Source organism: Escherichia sp. E2586, assembly GCF_005781105.1.
In the GTDB taxonomy this organism is placed as follows: domain Bacteria; phylum Pseudomonadota; class Gammaproteobacteria; order Enterobacterales; family Enterobacteriaceae; genus Escherichia.
The window spans coordinates 41476-59929 of record NZ_VATN01000008.1 but is presented as its reverse complement, the minus strand read 5'-3'; the positions used below and the strand labels follow the sequence as shown (position 1 = coordinate 59929).

13 protein-coding genes and 1 pseudogene are annotated in these 18454 nt (G+C 47.3%); 6 read left to right on the top strand and 8 right to left on the bottom strand.

Annotated elements, in window-relative coordinates:
• Positions 1-1052 precede the first annotated feature (1052 nt).
• The 3 genes and pseudogenes from FEK50_RS09735 to FEK50_RS09725 all read right to left on the bottom strand — a co-directional run bounded on the left by FEK50_RS09735 (position 1053) and on the right by FEK50_RS09725 (position 3295).
• Positions 1053-2486 (bottom strand): YfjI family protein, encoded by a 1434-nt coding sequence (locus FEK50_RS09735; protein ID WP_000335694.1) that lies wholly within the window; start codon positions 2484-2486, stop codon positions 1053-1055.
• Positions 2487-2737: 251 nt separating this feature from the next.
• Positions 2738-2962: pseudogene (locus FEK50_RS09730) on the bottom strand (DUF3987 domain-containing protein); the annotation flags it as partial.
• A gap of 105 nt (positions 2963-3067) precedes the next feature.
• Positions 3068-3295 (bottom strand): AlpA family phage regulatory protein, encoded by a 228-nt coding sequence (locus tag FEK50_RS09725; RefSeq protein ID WP_109955253.1) that lies wholly within the window; start codon positions 3293-3295, stop codon positions 3068-3070.
• 691 nt (positions 3296-3986) lie between these two features.
• Here FEK50_RS09725 and FEK50_RS09720 point away from each other — a divergent pair.
• On the top strand, positions 3987-5618 hold the full coding sequence (locus FEK50_RS09720) for a hypothetical protein (RefSeq protein WP_171025402.1): 1632 nt from the start codon (positions 3987-3989) through the stop codon (positions 5616-5618).
• 86 nt (positions 5619-5704) lie between these two features.
• On the opposite strand, the gene FEK50_RS09715 is transcribed toward FEK50_RS09720, so the two are convergent.
• The 3 genes from FEK50_RS09715 to nfeF form a co-directional block, all read right to left on the bottom strand.
• Positions 5705-6301, bottom strand: coding sequence for a hypothetical protein (locus FEK50_RS09715; protein WP_032228599.1), 597 nt, complete (start codon positions 6299-6301; stop codon positions 5705-5707).
• A 129-nt stretch (positions 6302-6430) separates the two neighbouring features.
• Entirely contained in the window at positions 6431-7747 is a 1317-nt protein-coding gene (locus tag FEK50_RS09710) for a site-specific integrase (protein ID WP_023486172.1), read from the bottom strand.
• A 296-nt stretch (positions 7748-8043) separates the two neighbouring features.
• A complete protein-coding gene (gene nfeF / locus FEK50_RS09705) occupies positions 8044-8808 on the bottom strand; it encodes an NADPH-dependent ferric chelate reductase NfeF (protein WP_131160935.1) in 765 nt (254 codons plus the stop codon).
• Positions 8809-9084: 276 nt separating this feature from the next.
• On the opposite strand from nfeF, the gene nfeR reads away from it, so the two are divergent.
• A complete protein-coding gene (gene nfeR, locus FEK50_RS09700; protein ID WP_130260140.1) occupies positions 9085-9702 on the top strand; it encodes a DNA-binding transcriptional regulator NfeR in 618 nt (205 codons plus the stop codon).
• A gap of 119 nt (positions 9703-9821) precedes the next feature.
• Here nfeR and aer read toward each other — a convergent pair whose 3' ends face one another.
• Positions 9822-11342, bottom strand: coding sequence for an aerotaxis sensor receptor Aer (aer, locus tag FEK50_RS09695; RefSeq protein WP_131160934.1), 1521 nt, complete (start codon positions 11340-11342; stop codon positions 9822-9824).
• Between the two features lie 418 nt (positions 11343-11760).
• On the opposite strand from aer, the gene ygjG reads away from it, so the two are divergent.
• The gene (gene ygjG / locus FEK50_RS09690; protein ID WP_130210422.1) at positions 11761-13140 is read left to right on the top strand and encodes a putrescine aminotransferase; all 1380 of its coding nucleotides are present in this window, start codon (positions 11761-11763) and stop codon (positions 13138-13140) included.
• Between the two features lie 41 nt (positions 13141-13181).
• Here the strand turns inward: ygjG and FEK50_RS09685 are convergent, their stop codons facing one another.
• The gene (locus FEK50_RS09685; protein ID WP_000450588.1) at positions 13182-13514 is read right to left on the bottom strand and encodes a tRNA-binding protein; all 333 of its coding nucleotides are present in this window, start codon (positions 13512-13514) and stop codon (positions 13182-13184) included.
• Positions 13515-13732: 218 nt separating this feature from the next.
• Between FEK50_RS09685 and ebgR the strand changes: the two genes are divergently transcribed.
• The 3 genes from ebgR to FEK50_RS09670 all read left to right on the top strand — a co-directional run bounded on the left by ebgR (position 13733) and on the right by FEK50_RS09670 (position 18438).
• Positions 13733-14716: a transcriptional regulator EbgR gene (gene ebgR, locus FEK50_RS09680; RefSeq protein ID WP_130210420.1), complete on the top strand. Its 984-nt coding sequence runs from the start codon at positions 13733-13735 to the stop codon at positions 14714-14716.
• Between the two features lie 183 nt (positions 14717-14899).
• On the top strand, positions 14900-17992 hold the full coding sequence (ebgA, locus tag FEK50_RS09675) for a beta-galactosidase subunit alpha (RefSeq protein WP_138211665.1): 3093 nt from the start codon (positions 14900-14902) through the stop codon (positions 17990-17992).
• Positions 17989-18438, top strand: a complete 450-nt coding sequence (locus FEK50_RS09670; protein WP_001219954.1) for a beta-galactosidase subunit beta — start codon at positions 17989-17991, stop codon at positions 18436-18438. The genes ebgA and FEK50_RS09670 overlap by 4 nt, the downstream gene beginning before the upstream one ends.
• The last annotated feature ends 16 nt before the right edge of the window (positions 18439-18454 follow it).

Sequence of the window (18454 nt, the reverse complement as noted above, 5' to 3'; positions counted from 1 at the left end):
AGTTTTTGTTGACCACTACAATTCACATCTTTCAGAATCGCGAAATTCATTTCGTAATTGGGATTGGCATTATACATTTTATAGTCCTTACTTTATAAAATTCACAGGAAGAGGGAATTACGTAAATACTGAGAGTACATAAACGCCGTGCCACGGCATTAATAAACGAGGTAACCAGCAGTACAGACAACCTGATAAAACTGTTTGGTATTACCTCATTACAATGAGGTAATACTTCAGAATACAGTGAGGCTCTCTTAAACAGAGGACCAGTAAGAATTACAATGGCAAAAACACACCTCAATATAATTGAATTTAAGAAAGCACCATTCAATCACTTACAGGAAGTAATCTGATCTTCACAAAAGTCAGCTATCGAATAGCCACAGGCAACATCGCTATTAATATTGCCGTACCATTAAGTAAAAACAGAGACTCTGCAGAGAGAGCCTACAGATATTTAACCTCACAATAAGAAGATTATTTATACAGAAAATATTATATTTACCCATACTTATAAACTGTAATGGAGCTATAACGTACGAACTAAAGACAATATACTCTAATAGTGTTCTGGTACGTAACTAGTGTTAAATACAAACCAGACATACATTCAGTGGATTAACTATCTCAATATTACGCTATGAGCGTAGTAACATAATTTACATATAACTAAACCCCATACACCTCCACACTGTAGTATATGGGATAGACGCATTACGCACATACAGAATACTCAGCATAACATAAAGAGGAGTGACATTACGATAAAAAGAGACAACATAACAGATAACATAACTCCCATTAATAATACTAATTAACCTAAATTATTTATTGAACACGAAAACAATGAAGGTCCCACCTCACCTCAGACTAAAGCCGACAATATCCTGAGCAACACTCTATCCAATAGTAAATAGTGGTTACACCAGTTATATTTACTGACTGACCTGTACCAGAGTTTTCTAATACAACAACGCTGACATGGTAAAGGCATTAGTCTCCTCCGCAAGTAGCAGAGGAGACTATATGTTACTCAACGATTAAGTCGTTCAGAGGTCAAAGTTAGGTGCGACACACAACGTTTTTCCCTCAATAACCGGTACAACTCTGTTTTGTTCATACAGTAAATCCAGTAACCAGTTGATTTTATCCTTTTTCCGGAAACGGTTCGGACCACGCTGTAAAATATCATTTTTTTTCATACAGGGGATCCCCTTCTCAATGCAATAGCTTTTTATCCAGTTGAAAAGTTCAAGCTCCTCTGGAATGAGTCGCACAGGTACGGTCAGGGCAGGGTTGTCAAAAGTTAACGGATTAGACAACCGCACATACTCATTACCGTACCATATTGCTAATTCTCTCGCCATTTCTGCAGTGTAAGGGGAAATGTCCCCCTCTTCACCGCTCGAATGGTGAATAAGTCCTGCCAGTCTTGCCATATACTCTGCATTTTTAGCAGCATATTCCCGGCAATGTCTTAAAGGCCCCAATCCCCCCAGCTTCGATTCCACATCGTTGTAATAATCCGTCCAGATTCTGGCAGCCTGAGGAGAAAAGTGAAGGCAACGTCGTTCACCACTCATCGCCAGATTTTCATCAATAAGCTCATTGATCCTCTGTTCAAACAAATCCTGATACTGTGATGAATAATTATCTCCGGTTATTATCCTTGTCCCCTGCGTTGATGTTGGTTGACACATCAAAAACCTTGCATGATGTCCTGACGTTTTCACAAGTTCTTTTTTTCGCGTACAAAAACCTTTCTGGTAAACATCAGGCTGAATCATCACCGATACCGTCAGTCTTGGATCCTTCAAAATAATTCCGGGAGATGATTTCCTGTCGATGAAAAGAGAACCACCATCCCACAAAGAGTTAAGTATTCCAAGTTTACTCATTGCCCGGCCGTCAAAAATTATTCCTCCTTCACTGGATACAAGAGCAAAAGAGCGATTGCTGTCGGAATAATATTTTAACATTCCCTCTATCGTTGTCTCATTGAAAATTGTCCGGCGTATCTGCGGCGGAACAGGACATTTATTCAGATGTCTTTTAAGCTCTGACTCTGTTGCCTTACAATCTTTACCGGCGCGAATTTCTTTATGCAATTTTGACTCCAGTGCTTTTTGCTTTTGCTCCCATATTTCCTTTTCTGTACTGTAATTCTCAACCAGTTTCGCGTATTCTTCCGCCAGGGCTTCATCCCTGAGATAAAATGCTTTCATAAACACTTTATCCACGGTCGTTTTCCTTTCACCGGAATCAGCCAGAATCAGAGAGTAAAGATTAACAGGCCCACGTAAATTTCCAGGTCTGCACACGTCAATCTGATTCTGACAGGCACTTGAGAACGCTGTTAATGCGGATGTCGCCACCATAGCCAAAGGTGCCTGTGTATTTTTTTGAGTTTCAATTATTGCATTTCTCACCAGCGGTGGTAGTGCATATATCGGATAAGGATTTTCTGGTGCAAGTAAGCACATAAAAGCCTCTCTTTTCATTAATGGGTTAGTAAAGTAGCAGCAACTCCCGCTATAATAGCGAAATAGCTGCTGTTCAGACCTAATGTTCTGAGAAATACAGAATATCTGTAGATCTGATGTTTAATAAACCGATAAGGTTAATTCAGTTCATACTGTGTTATTTACCACGAAATATCATTCATGTTTCTCATTCTTAACACCTCCTAAAATTATTTCACTAACACCTTCCCCCCGGTCTTTTTCCTTTCTCAGGAATCAGCCAGAACCATAGTGTAAATATTAACAGGCCCACGTAAATTTCCGGGGTTGCACACGTCAATCTGATTCTGACAGGCAATTGACATCGCTGTTAATAATGATGTGGTAGTCATAGTCAGAGATGCTTTTTCATTGTGTTGAGTTTCAATTATTGCATTTCCAGTCATTGATGGTTGCGCATATACTGGATACGGAGTATCCGGTTTGATGTAAGACATAAATATTTCCTTTTTTCGTAATAACTTTCGGTTATAGCAGCTATTTCCGCTACAATAGCAACAATAGCTGCTATACAGACTGGATATACTGAAAATACAGACAGTTCATCTGGTCTGTATCCAGCAGAGAAGGTCACTTAACAACCATCCGCAAGATTTCTTTCCGATAGACTTACGTGATGGAAATGTTCCCTCCCGTTCAAGTTTCCACGCTTGTGTACGAGAAATTGACGTGATCTCATATCGTTCCTTTTCACGTACCAGTCTGTCGCATTCAATCCCATAAGCTTTCAAAATGACCAGACGCTGTTCATCTGTTAATGGAAGCCACATACTACCCTCCTGATATATCAATACTTTTTATTTCCGGCATGAGCATGAAATGACTAAGTTTCCCGGATAAACAATGAGTGAAAGTCACTGTCATTCATCCAGCCAACACCTTGCAAATAAATGTAATACTATGATTTTTATAGGTCAAAATACTGAATTGCAATGTTAAAATGGCTTTTAATAGAAAAAATAAAGACATATAGAGCCAAATAAAAATAAACTACGACAAATAAAAACAAAAAATTAATATTAAAAATCCATTATGACGATTTCTATTGACTAAAATCAGGTTGGGATATATAAATAAATCCATGTAAAATTCAAACAAGGCATGGAGGAGTCGCAGGAAGGTGAAATATTTCCATCTAATTTGTGATAATCATCACAAAAATAAGCTACAACAAGCGGAGGAAAAGACAATCTGTTGCTGAACAGACAGAAGCAGGCTACGAATGATCGGAAAATGAAGTAAATACGCTTATACAGAAGACGCAGGGGTAACTGACGGAGACAATCACAATCAGGAGAAAATGATCGTAAATAATGTATAAAATCTCAGGATATAAACAAATGTACACAAGCTATCCACGTAATCTGCGGCTGGCTCAGGATTAACGTTTCATTTCAGTGGACGACATCGATTCTGTCTGACAGTGGGCCAATATGTGGCAAGCAGAAAACTTCTGACATCATGGTAACTCGGACAATGCAACAAAAGTATGATCGTGTTTTATCTGGCGAATCCCATCCATTCCCTGGCATATACGAGGCGGTTTCCGAACAACTCCTTTTGCTCATCTTTAAGGCTCGTCAGCTATATCAGAATCCAGAATATTGCCCCTGGTTTGAAGAACAGCACAGAGTTCTCTCTGCATTACGTGCTAATACAGAGCTCTTGAGAATATTTAGAGAACAAAGAAACGCGGAAGAACCAGAGCTTATTATTAAAGAATCTACATTACCCCTACTCACTAATTCTAATCTTACAGATGCGCTTAATATTATGTGCCATTTATACAATGGTTTTGATGAAGGAAATATCAGTCTGAAAACCTGGGGGGCGATGCAAGAGGTACAGACAACATCAACCTTTATCAGCCCGGGACCGAGAACCTGGAAAACACCTGAACTGGCAAAGTTTGTAGGAGATGATTTATTTAATATTCTGACTGAATGTAAAGCCTGGAGTTCACCAATTCCAGCAGAAACCCGACAGGGCTATTGCCATCAGGATCTGTCTGTTGCACACTCCTGCACCTCAGAGTTACTGGCACACCTGAATCAATACCATGAAATTGATGAATCAGCAATACTTGCCAGAGTTATTGGTATGACGGTTAACGGATTCTACAAGAAAAATAATACAGACCTCCCAGAATGGCTATCCCCCTTTAAAGAGGAACATAAAATATTCAGAGATTGTCTGGAGCAAAAGACCGAGGATGTAATCAGACTGAAAGAACAACTGTTGAAAACAGGACGTTCAGAATTCGTGAATAATTTGTGTCGGGTCGCCAACTGGTATGAAATTAAGTCAATATACGATGAATATGTCCGTCTTTATGCCAATGAAATCATTGGTTGGTTCAACAAAACCATGGAATATTTTAAACCAACAGATTTTATCCGATATACATGGAAATTCGCAACAGTTACTCCAGATAAAGAGACAGAAACCAAGCATACAACTGCATGGGAAAAGGATTATTGCCAGATAACTATACAACGTGATGAACTTCTGAGATTGATTCACACGAATACCCTTCAGGATGCAGTAATTTATCTTTGCCATTGTCTGCAGAAGAAATACAAGAAATCATCCCAAAATGAGATAGAGTTTCTAGGAATAAAACCTCCGGCATCAGAGAGTGAAATTAATATAACAGATAGTTTTGAATTTTATTCTCTCCTGGAGCTCAGTAAAGATAATGAGAGGCGGCTGGAAACATTTCAAAAATGGTATGAAAAAAATAAAGTTTTGTTAGAAAGTCATAAACAAAAACGAACAGAGAAGATTGACGTTGCCGTACGACTTGTAGGGCTGAAAGCCTATGATCTGCATGAAGGGATTCCGGATAGTCCAAAACGAAAAGTTAAAGATGGCATAAATGAAGACATCAAAGCCGATACCAGTTTACGCCTGCCAAAGACAAATATAAGTGATACGTCGCTAAACCGTTATCGCCGCACTGTTAAGGAGATTATCAATAACGAAATCGACGCATTCCTGTTGGAACAGAAGAAAAAAAATAAAAGATTTCCCTACAGTGAAGATAGAGATGTGATTCGACCTTTATGGGGAAAATGCCTGACCGGGCAGTAGATCACTGAGGGGATAACAGCCCGGTTATCCCCTGTTTGTTCTGCTTCAGGTTGCCAGAGCTCTAGGAACACGAGGCAATCGGCAAATTATGCGGCTTTTCCATTAACAGATTCGGCCACAAGAACGACAGCGTGTTTGTTTCGCTCAGGATGTTCACTCCAGATTTCTGATTCCGGGATGCTTTCCCCGTCATAACTGATCCGTTCGCCATCAAACGGGTAATACCGTGCGGAATCAGTATCTAAAATAAACACCTTCAGATTCGTTGAACGACGCGCAATATGCTGCCAGAGAGCTTTTCCTCCTTCATATTGCTCGTTATCACTTAATAGTACAACGCCCGCTTTTGTGACTATCGTTTCATAAACAAACGTTGCAAGACCAACATCGCGTACAGCTCCATCGACAACAATCCCTTCAATCTGAGCAACATCCTGTTCTTCCCAGAATTTCTGGACAAACACGCCTTCAAGTCGGGGACGACGCTGAAGCTCCAGAGTGGCAACAACCTTATGGCGAACATCACCATCAATAACAGAAGGTGCAGCTTCGATTACCGCAGCAAACGGAGTCTTTGGATCCCAGATGATCTGGTAAAGCACGCCCTGAATAGTTACTCCATCCAGTATCGAAAAACGACGGGCTACAGTAGCAGGGGAGTAAGACATTGGAATTACAGCCATTTTAGAATCCCCTCTGAGTAATACAGGCACGAAAATTTACCTCAATAATTATAGTAAACAATACCAGAGCCAGGCGCATCAACAATACTCATCAATTGTACTCAAGTCGTACAACGATCAGGAACGCCCTCACCTTCTACCAAACAGATTAACAACATTATTACCTGTCTGCTGTTGGTGGTTATTAACTCGGTCCTCCCAGATCTCAAGTGCTCTGCGTTTTTCTGGCAAATAATCGTATCGATCATAATGTTTTGAACTGACATCGTTCAACGCATGATTTTGAATACGATCGCGGATTTCCTTACTGATTCCAGCTTCTCCCATTAACGTTTTACAGGTCCGACGTAAGTCACGTGCTGTAAAAATTTTAAAGTCAGGATTACAAGCCCGGAAATACATGATAGCGCGAGCCAGACTGTCCGTACGAACCGGACGCTTACCATTAGTCGAAAGCGGGAAAATGTAAGGGCTCGATTTTTCTTTTGTTAACTCCTGCACACAAGATAATTCCTGTAATGCTGATTCAGTCAACGGTATCAAATGTTCTCGCTTATTTTTAGAGACATCCGCAGTCACCAGCAGCGTTTTTTGCTGAAAATCAACATCACACCACTGACTGGCGATCATTTCGAAGGGACGTTGCCCCCCGGTATAGATACAGAATCGGATCAAATGTTGCATCAATAATCCAACGTTGGTTGCTTCAGCAAAATGTTCCATTAGAAAACGCAACTCTTCGAGTGTCAGCCAGGTGTCACCGACTTTTTCAGCAGATGACTGTTTCGGTATCACTGATACCGGATTAGCCTCCAGCCCAAAAGTAATCCCTACACTTGTGTTCATCGGATCGTTATCAGCTTTCAGACCATAGTTAAATGCAGCCATCAGGTAAGAACGGATCCGGTTAGAGTGAACCACTGCACCGCGCTGAATGATCCCGGCCAGGATATGTTTAATCTGTCCGGAAGTCACATCTTTAGCTTTAGTCTCACGGGGGATCACTGTATAGCATTCATTTTCAAGGCGTTTCAGAACATCCTGCCATGTTCTCTTATTATCAATTTTCATTTTGTTAACATAACCATGAATCAATGCTTCAAATGAGCCCTGTGATTGATGGAGTTGTATCCGCTGCTGTTCTGCAAGCTGTTGTCGCTCCAGTTCTGTCTGGGGATCCTTTCCTTCAATGAGCCAGGCACCATACTTTTTTGCCAGTTCATTCGCTGTAGCCAGTTTCATCTCAGGCCATATACCCAATTGAATGAATCTTTCTTTTTTCCCTTTTTCCACGTAATAGCGGAAATAGAAAATTTTGCTGCCAGAAGACTGAACTTTGACGCCAAGTCGTCCAGTGCCACGTTGAGAACTGTTGCTCCAGACATAGAACGATGTCTTTTTTGCTTTCAATGCTCGGATAGCTGTTTCAGTTAGATTGACGGCCATAGAACCTCTTTTCTAAACCAGTAACAATCAAAATAACTCGTAAATTTGGGTCAGGTAATGGGTCAGGTAACGATCGTACAATGGAGAAAAAACGGAACCAAGCGGAAACAGAAGCAATTACATAATCACTTGATTATAAACAATTAATAAAACAATTACGAACAAACCAAAACAATATAGAATGGACTTGCCTCATGACTCATAATCGCTTGGTCGCTGGTTCAAGTCCAGCAGGGGCCACCAAATACAGTAAAGGCTGACGAGAAATCGTCAGCCTTTTTCTTTTCATATATCAGTTACTTCGCGTGCCAGTAAGCCGCTGCGCGTACCCGTTGAGGGTCATACTGTTCCGCTTCAAAGCGACGGCTTAAATTCTTCACCACCTTCCCTTCACCGGTTATCCAGATGAAGTAATCATCGGCAGGGATTTGCATCTGCGCCAGACGCGCATCTACCGCCTGCTCATCATGCGCCAACCATTCGATATTAAAACCATCAAGGTGCGCGAGATAATCCTGACAGGCGTTATCCCGCACGCTGACCAGCGCGGTAACGTGCGGTTTAGCAGCAAGTTTGCTCAACGTTTCCAGGCGGCGGCGTAGTGCGGGCATCCCGGACTCATCGCAAACATACAGCTGATACGCGTAATCTTCCGGCACCACCAGCGAACCGCGCGGTCCTGCCACCGTGAGTTTATCACCCGGTTGCGCCTGCATCGCCCAGCCGCTGGCGACCCCACCGTCGTGAATAAAGAAATCGATCGCCAGTTCATGGCGTTGTTCGTCATACAGCGGCGTATAGTCACGCGACGGTGGACGTGGTCCTTCCGGCCAGACGATCCCCTCTTCCGTTACTGTTGGCGGCACAAAGTGAGCGTCAGATTGAGGAAAGAAGAGTTTGCTGTGATCGTCAAAGCCGCGCGACGTAAAGCCGTCCAGCGCCTCGCCGCCGAGGACAATGCGCTGAAAACCGGCGCTAATGCGCTCAACGCGTAACACAGTCAGTTCACGGAAGCGCAGATCATTGCGAACGCGCTGCGGGTAGCGGGGGGAGTTATTCATTGTTATCGCCTTCGTGATGGTAATCAGATATATCTAAATAAATTTCGCAAATGATAATGATTGTTAATCATGATAAATGCAAGCGATTTGTAGAACTGATATATCTGAAGTATGTGAAGGCATTCAGCGCCATAGCAAGGCTGCCGGATGCGGTGTGAACGCCTTATCCGGCCGACATGTTGAGTACATCTGCGTTCAAAAATCATTTTTACACTTGCAAGAACTCTCACACTAGATATAAATTAGATATATCTAATTAAGCAAAAGGAGGCTGATATGAGCCATCATCACGAAGGGTGTTGTAAACATGAAGGCCAGCCACGCCATGAAGGCTGCTGCAAAGGTGAGAAGTCAGAACACGAGCACTGCGGACACGGTCACCAGCATGAACACGGTCAATGCTGCGGGGGGCGTCGCGGCGGCGGTCGTCGGCAACGTTTCTTTGGTCACGGTGAATTGCGTCTGGTGATTCTGGATATTCTCTCGCGCGATGACAGCCACGGTTACGAGTTGATTAAAGCGATTGAGAATCTGACCCAGGGGAATTACACCCCAAGCCCAGGCGTCATCTACCCGACGCTGGATTTTCTGCAGGAGCAGTCACTGATTACCATCCGCGAAGAGGAAGGTGGTAAGAAGCAGATTGCGCTGACCGAACAGGGCGCGCAGTGGCTGGAAGAAAACCGCGAACAGGTGGAGATGATTGAAGAACGCATCAAAGCACGTTGCGTTGGTGCGGCGCTGCGCCAGAACCCGCAAATGAAGCGAGCGCTGGATAATTTTAAAGCGGTGCTGGATTTACGCGTCAATCAGAGCGACATCAGCGACGCGCAGATAAAAAAGATCATTGCGGTGATCGACCGCGCCGCTTTTGATATTACGCAATTGGATTAATCACCAACTGCCGGATGCGGCATAAACGCCTTATCCAGCCTACGCGCCCCGTTGGCCTGATAAGATGCGCCAGCATCGCATCAGGCATCGTGCTCCAACCGCCGGATGCGGCATACCGATTAATGCAGCACCGTCACCGCGTCTTCCAGTCGGCTGGCGCGGTGTTTCACCATCGCCGACACCTGCGCACTCTCTTCCACCAACTCGGCGTTTTTCTGCGTGATCAGGTTAAGTTCATCCACCGCACGGGTCAGGCTGGAAAGCCCATCGGCCTGTTCCAGCGTTGAATGGCTAATCTGGGCGATCAACTGCGTGACGTTTTTTACCTGCGCCACAATATCATCCATCGTCCGTCCGGCGGCGTGTACCTGCTGCGAACCGGATTGCACCTTATCAGCACTGGCATCAATCAGCTTGCGGATATCGTTGGCAGCATTGGCGCTGCGGCTGGCTAAATGACGCACTTCCCCTGCCACCACTGCAAAACCTTTGCCCTGTTCTCCGGCACGCGCCGCTTCCACCGCCGCATTCAGGGCGAGAATATTGGTCTGAAACGCAATATCGTTAATCAGCGAAGTAATGGTGCCAATGCGCTGGGTACTGTCGGCGATATCGTCCATCGTCTTGATCACCGTGGTCATCGCTTCCCCGCCCTGCACAGCCGCATTACTGGCGGTGATAGAAAGTTTATCGGCAGCCGATGCTGTGGCTGAGTTCTGTTTCACCGACGCCGCCATCTGGTTCATGGTCGCTACAGTTTGCTGGACATTATCTACCGTCTGCTGAGTATGCTCGTTCAGTTCATCAGTGCCTTTTGCCAGCGCCTCACTACCGTTTCTGACGCTGGAAACCTGGCTTGAGACATCATTAATCAACCAGCGACACATCAGGCCAAGCTGCCCTACCGCGCGTAATGTCAGCCCCAGCTCATCGCTGCGATTCAAATGCTCAACACTATTACGTTCTCCGGTCGCCACCTTCAGTGCCTGGCTGGCGACATTTTCTATCGGGCGTACAATTTGCCTTTCAAAACAGGCATTTCCCAACAACATCACTAACGCACAGAGGAAATACGTCACCACCGGGGCAGCGGCAAACCAGAGCATGGCCGCCAGCACGATAAACATCAGTGTCATCACCCCACGCACTCGCCAGCGAAGCGGTAATGACGGCAGTTTTCCCAACCAACCGTTACGTACCACCAGCCCTTTATGCATACGTTTATTGGTACGTCCAGCGTTCAGCGCCTTATACAGCGGCTCTACCGCCGCGATCTCTTCATCCGTCGCCCGGGAGCGAATCGACATATAGCCACTGATTTTGCCCTCGCGCACCATCGGCACCGCATTCGCACGTACCCAATAATGGTCGCCATTTTTGCGGCGATTTTTCACGATACCGCTCCAGGGTTCCCCTTTTTTCAGGGTGTACCACATATCCGCAAACGCCGCTTTTGGCATATCCGGGTGACGCACCATGTTGTGCGGCTGACCCTGTAACTCCTGCAAGGTATAGCCGCTCACTTGCACGAAAGAATCATTGGCGTGGGTGATATAGCTTTGCAGATCGGTAGTGGACATCAGGGTAGTATCGTCAGCCAGCGGGGTATTTTGCTGGGTGACATACGGATGAGAAGACATAATCGCGTCCTGTGCAGGTTATATGGTTGTTAACTTCTTGTCGGAGGTTATGTCGGCCCCGGCGCGGTTATCTTTAGCACTTTAATTTGATTTAGATCGCAATTTGCGATCTAAGCACAAGCTCTAATCCATTGATTTAAAATACTTTCACTCTGTTATTATCCGAAGCCGTTAATTATCTTGCCCAAAAATCAGGCATTTATTGCCCTGAAAGAGTGCATTTGCGCAGCGATAGCAAAATTCCCCCCCCGATAAAATCGTGCAAAATAACGACAACAGTTAACGTTTAGCATTAAATGTTACACAAATGATAATACGATTTGTGTTTATCCCGATTTTCGCGATCGCAGCCGGAGTGGCGCAATCCCTGCAATACTTAAATCGGTATCATGTGATACGCGAGCCTCCGGAGCATATTTTGAACAGGTTACCTTCGAGCGCATCGGCTTTAGCGTGCAGCGCCCACGCCCTGAATCTCATTGAGAAGCGAACGCTGGATCATGAGGAGATGAAAGCACTTAACCGAGAAGTGATTGAATACTTCAAAGAGCATGTCAATCCGGGGTTTTTAGAGTATCGCAAATCTGTTACCGCCGGCGGGGATTACGGAGCCGTAGAGTGGCAAGCGGGAGGTTTAAATACGCTTGTCGACACCCAGGGACAGGAGTTTATCGACTGCCTGGGAGGTTTTGGAATTTTCAACGTGGGGCACCGTAATCCAGTTGTGGTTTCCGCCGTACAGAATCAACTTGCGAAACAACCGCTGCACAGCCAGGAGCTGCTCGATCCGTTACGGGCGATGCTGGCGAAAACTCTTGCTGCGCTAACGCCCGGTAAACTGAAATACAGCTTCTTCTGTAATAGCGGCACCGAGTCCGTTGAAGCGGCGCTGAAGCTGGCGAAGGCTTATCAGTCGCCGCGCGGCAAATTTACTTTTATTGCCACCAGCGGCGCGTTCCACGGTAAATCACTTGGCGCGCTGTCGGCCACGGCGAAATCGACCTTCCGCAAACCGTTTATGCCACTGCTGCCAGGGTTCCGTCATGTGCCGTTTGGCAATATCGAAGCCATGCGCACGGCTCTTAACGAGTGCAAAAAAACCGGTGATGATGTGGCTGCGGTGATCCTCGAACCGATTCAGGGCGAAGGTGGCGTAATTCTGCCGCCGCCAGGCTATCTCACCGCCGTGCGTAAGCTGTGCGATGAGTTCGGCGCACTGATGATCCTCGATGAAGTACAAACGGGCATGGGGCGCACGGGCAAAATGTTTGCCTGCGAGCATGAGAACGTACAGCCGGACATCCTGTGTCTGGCAAAAGCCCTCGGCGGCGGCGTGATGCCGATTGGCGCAACCATCGCCACTGAAGAGGTGTTCTCTGTCCTGTTCGACAACCCGTTCCTGCATACCACCACCTTTGGCGGCAACCCGCTGGCCTGTGCGGCGGCGCTGGCGACCATCAATGTGTTGCTGGAGCAGAACTTACCGGCTCAGGCTGAACAAAAAGGCGATATGTTGCTGGACGGTTTCCGTCAACTGGCGCGGGAATATCCCGATCTGGTACAGGAAGCGCGTGGTAAAGGGATGTTGATGGCGATTGAGTTTGTTGATAACGAAATCGGCTATAACTTTGCCAGCGAGATGTTCCGCCAGCGCGTACTGGTGGCCGGAACGCTCAATAACGCCAAAACGATCCGCATTGAACCGCCACTGACACTGACCATTGAACAGTGTGAACTGGTGATCAAAGCGGCGCGTAAGGCGCTGGCGGCCATGCGAGTAAGTGTCGAAGAAGTGTAATATCAAATCGGATGGCGATACGACGTCGCCATCCGATCTATTTATACGATACGTACGCCCGCAGGCATCATCCGCTCCGGCGTTAACAGCACGCTTTCACTGCCGTCATCGGTTTCCGCACACAACAGCATGCATTCCGACGTTTCACCGCGCATTTTCGCTTTTTGCAGATTGCATAAGACCACCACCGTTTTCCCCATCAGCTCTTCTTCGCTGTAGTACGGCACCAGGCTGGTCACGGTTTGCAGCGTTTTTTCACCCACATCAACCTGTACGATGTACAGCTTGTCGGCGTTTTCATGGCGTTTCACTTCCACAATCTTTCCGACGCGCATTTCCAGACGTGCAAAATCAGCGTAAGCCACGGTTTCCATTGCTTCCTCCCTTCGAGTAAAATTTTACTAAACTATAGCAAAAGTTTTTCTCAATCCTGTAGGCTAAAAATGGAGAATGCAGGCGTGATCACATTCGTAAGCCGCTGTGTTACCGTTACAGCGTCAAAGAAACGCGCTTTATTTACTGAAAACAGGTGACCCGATAAGCACTTCCTCTACAATGGGGGCGCACATCAGGGAAAGTAAAAAAGGTAAACATGGCAACACTAAAAGACATCGCAATCGAAGCTGGCGTATCCCTGGCGACAGTATCCAGGGTCTTAAATGACGATCCGACATTGAATGTGAAAGAAGAGACGAAACATCGCATTCTCGAGATCGCCGAAAAGCTGGAGTACAAGACCAGTAGTGCCCGTAAACTCCAGACAGGTGCAGTCAACCAACACCATATTCTGGCTATCTACAGCTACCAGCAGGAGCTGGAGATCAACGATCCTTACTATCTGGCGATCCGCCACGGCATTGAAACCCAGTGCGAAAAGCTGGCGATCGAACTGACCAATTGTTATGAACACAGCGGCTTACCAGACATTAAAAACGTCACCGGTATTTTAATTGTCGGCAAACCCACGCCCGCCCTGCGCGCCGCTGCCAGCGCGTTGACCGACAATATCTGTTTTATCGACTTTCACGAACCCGGCAGTAATTACGATGCTGTAGATATCGATCTGGCACGCATCAGTAAAGAAATCATCGACTTCTATATCGATCAGGGCGTTAATCGCATTGGTTTTATTGGCGGCGAGGACTTGCCTGGCAAGGCGGATATTCGTGAGGTCGCCTTTGCGGAATATGGCCGACTGAAACAAGTGGTACGCGAAGAGGATATCTGGCGCGGCGGTTTTTCCAGTTCGTCGGGCTATGAACTGGCAAAACAGATGCTGGCGCGGGAAGACTATCCGAAGGCACTGTTTGTTGCTTCCGATTCCATTGCTATCGGCGTACTGCGGGCAATTCATGAACGTGGTCTGAACATCCCACAGGATATTTCGCTTATCAGCGTGAACGACATCCCCACCGCGCGATTTACCTTTCCGCCGCTCTCCACCGTGCGCATCCATTCCGAAATGATGGGAAGCCAGGGCGTTAACCTGGTGTATGAAAAAGCCCGCGATGGTCGCGCGCTGCCGCTATTAGTCTTCGTTCCCAGCAAATTAAAACTGCGCGGCACGACCCGTTAAATCCCCTTACACACTGTCCGGCAATCTTTTTTGCCGGACAGTGCTGCCGTTTATTTTCGTGATCCAGTTAAAGTAAATGCATTTACCTGCTACTTTTTAGTAAAAATTTTACTAAACTCCCCAGCAATTACACAAACTACCATCACCATGAATGGTTCCGATTTCTCTCTACCGGGAGGCCCTATGAATCGCTGGGAAAACATTCAGCTCACCCACGAAAACCGACTTGCGCCGCGTGCGTACTTTTTTTCATATGACTCTGTTGCGCAGGCGCGTACTTTTGCCCGTGAAACCAGCAGCCTGTTTCTGCCCTTAAGCGGTCAGTGGAATTTCCACTTTTTTGACCATCCGCTGCAAGTACCAGAAGCCTTCACCTCTGAGTTAATGGCTGACTGGGGGCATATTACCGTCCCCGCCATGTGGCAAATGGAAGGTCACGGCAAACTGCAATATACCGACGAAGGTTTTCCGTTCCCCATCGATGTGCCGTTTGTCCCCAGCGATAACCCAACCGGTGCCTATCAACGTATTTTCACCCTCAGCGATGGCTGGCAGGGTAAACAGACCCTGATTAAATTTGACGGCGTCGAAACCTATTTTGAAGTCTACGTTAACGGTCAGTATGTTGGTTTCAGCAAGGGCAGTCGCCTGACCGCAGAGTTTGACATCAGCGCGATGGTTAAAACCGGCGACAACCTGTTGTGTGTGCGCGTGATGCAGTGGGCGGACTCTACCTACGTGGAAGACCAGGATATGTGGTGGTCAGCGGGGATCTTCCGCGATGTTTATCTGATCGGAAAACAACTCACGCATATTAACGATTTCACCGTGCGCACCGACTTTGACGAAGCCTATTGCGATGCCACGCTGTCCTGCGAAGTGGTACTGGAAAATCTCGCTGCCTCCCCTGTCGTCACGACGCTGGAATATACCCTGTTTGATGGCGAACGCGTGGTACACAGCAGCGCCATTGATCATTTGGCAATTGAAAAACTGACCAGCGCCAGCTTTGCTTTTACTGTCGAACAGCCGCAGCAATGGTCAGCAGAATCCCCTTATCTTTACCATCTGGTCATGACGCTGAAAGACGCCGACGGCAACGTTCTGGAAGTGGTGCCACAACGCGTTGGCTTCCGTGATATCAAAGTGCGCGACGGTCTGTTCTGGATCAATAACCGTTATGTGATGCTGCACGGCGTCAACCGCCACGACAACGATCATCGCAAAGGCCGCGCCGTTGGAATGGATCGCGTAGAAAAAGATCTCCAGTTGATGAAGCAGCACAACATCAACTCCGTGCGTACCGCTCACTACCCCAACGATCCGCGTTTTTACGAACTGTGTGATATCTACGGCCTGTTTGTGATGGCGGAAACCGATGTCGAATCGCACGGCTTTGCTAATGTCGGCGATATCAGCCGCATTACCGACGATCCGCAGTGGGAAAAAGTCTACGTCGAGCGCATTGTTCGCCATATTCACGCGCAGAAAAACCATCCGTCGATCATCATCTGGTCGCTGGGCAATGAATCCGGCTACGGCTGTAACATCCGCGCGATGTACCACGCAGCGAAGGCGCTGGATGACACGAGACTGGTGCACTACGAAGAAGATCGCGACGCTGAAGTGGTCGATATTATTTCCACCATGTACACCCGCGTGCCGCTGATGAATGAGTTTGGTGAATACCCGCATCCGAAGCCGCGCATCATCTGCGAATACGCTCATGCGATGGGGAACGGACCTGGTGGGCTGACGGAATACCAGAACGTTTTCTATAAGCACGATTGCATTCAGGGCCATTATGTCTGGGAATGGTGCGACCACGGGATCCAGGCGCAGAATGACAACGGCAATGTCTGGTATAAATTCGGCGGCGACTACGGCGACTATCCCAACAACTATAACTTCTGTCTTGATGGTTTGATCTATTCCGATCAGACGCCGGGACCGGGCCTGAAAGAGTACAAACAGGTTATCGCGCCGGTAAAAATCCACGCGCTGGATCTGACTCGCGGCGAGTTGAAAGTCGAAAATAAACTGTGGTTTACCACGCTTGATGACTACACCCTGCACGCAGAGGTGCGCGCCGAAGGTGAAACGCTCGCGACGCAGCAGATTAAACTGCGCGACGTTGCGCCGAACAGCGAAGCCCCCTTGCAGATCACGCTGCCGCAGCTGGACGCCCGCGAAGCGTTTCTCAACATTACGGTGACCAAAGATTCCCGCACCCGCTACAGCGAAGCCGGACACCCTATCGCCACGTATCAGTTCCCGCTGAAGGAAAACACCGCGCAGCCAGTGCCTTTCGCGCCGAATAATGCGCGTCCGCTGACGCTGGAAGACGATCGTTTGAGCTGCACCGTTCGCGGCTACAACTTCGCGATCACCTTCTCAAAAATGAGTGGCAAACCGACATCCTGGCAGGTGAATGGCGAATCGCTGCTGACCCGCGAGCCAAAGATCAACTTCTTCAAGCCAATGATCGACAACCACAAGCAGGAATACGAAGGGCTGTGGCAGCCGAATCATTTGCAGATCATGCAGGAACATCTGCGCGACTTTGCCGTAGAACAGAGCGATAGCGAGGTGTTGATCATCAGCCGCACGGTTATAGCCCCGCCGGTGTTTGACTTCGGAATGCGCTGCACCTACATCTGGCGCATCGCTGCCGATGGCCAGGTTAACGTGGCGCTTTCCGGCGAGCGTTACGGCGACTATCCGCACATCATTCCGTGCATCGGTTTCACCATGGGGATTAACGGCGAATACGACCAGGTGGCGTATTACGGTCGTGGACCGGGCGAAAACTACGCCGACAGCCAGCAGGCTAACATCATCGATATCTGGCGCAGCACCGTCGATGCCATGTTCGAGAACTATCCCTTCCCGCAGAACAACGGCAACCGTCAGCATGTCCGCTGGACAGCACTGACTAACCGCCACGGCAACGGTCTGCTGGTGGTTCCGCAGCGCCCAATTAACTTCAGCGCCTGGCACTATACCCAGGAAAACATCCACGCGGCCCAGCACTGTAATGAGCTGCAGCGCAGTGATGACATCACCCTGAATCTTGACCACCAGTTGCTTGGCCTCGGCTCCAACTCCTGGGGCAGCGAGGTGCTGGACTCCTGGCGCGTCTGGTTCCGTGACTTCAGCTACGGCTTTACGTTGCTGCCGGTTTCTGGCGGAGAAGCTACCGCGCAAAGCCTGGCGTCGTATGAGTTCGGCGCAGAGTTCTTTTCCACGAATTTGCACAGCGAGAATAAGCAATGAGGATCATCGATAACTTAGAACAGTTCCGCCAGATTTACGCCTCTGGCAAGAAGTGGCAACGCTGCGTTGAAGCGATTGAAAATATCGACAACATTCAGCCTGGCGTCGCCCACTCCATCGGTGACTCATTGACTTACCGCGTGGAGACAGACTCCGCGACCGATGCGCTATTTACCGGGCATCGTCGCTATTTTGAAGTGCATTACTACCTGCAAGGGCAGCAAAAAATTGAATATGCGCCGAAAGAGACGTTACAGGTAGTGGAATATTATCGCGATGAAACTGACCGTGAATATTTAAAAGGCTGCGGAGAAACCGTAGAGGTCCACGAAGGGCAAATCGTTATTTGCGATATCCATGAAGCATATCGGTTTATCTGCAATAACGCGGTCAAAAAAGTGGTTCTCAAAGTCACCATCGAAGATGGTTATTTCCATAACAAATAACAACTACGGCGGCAAA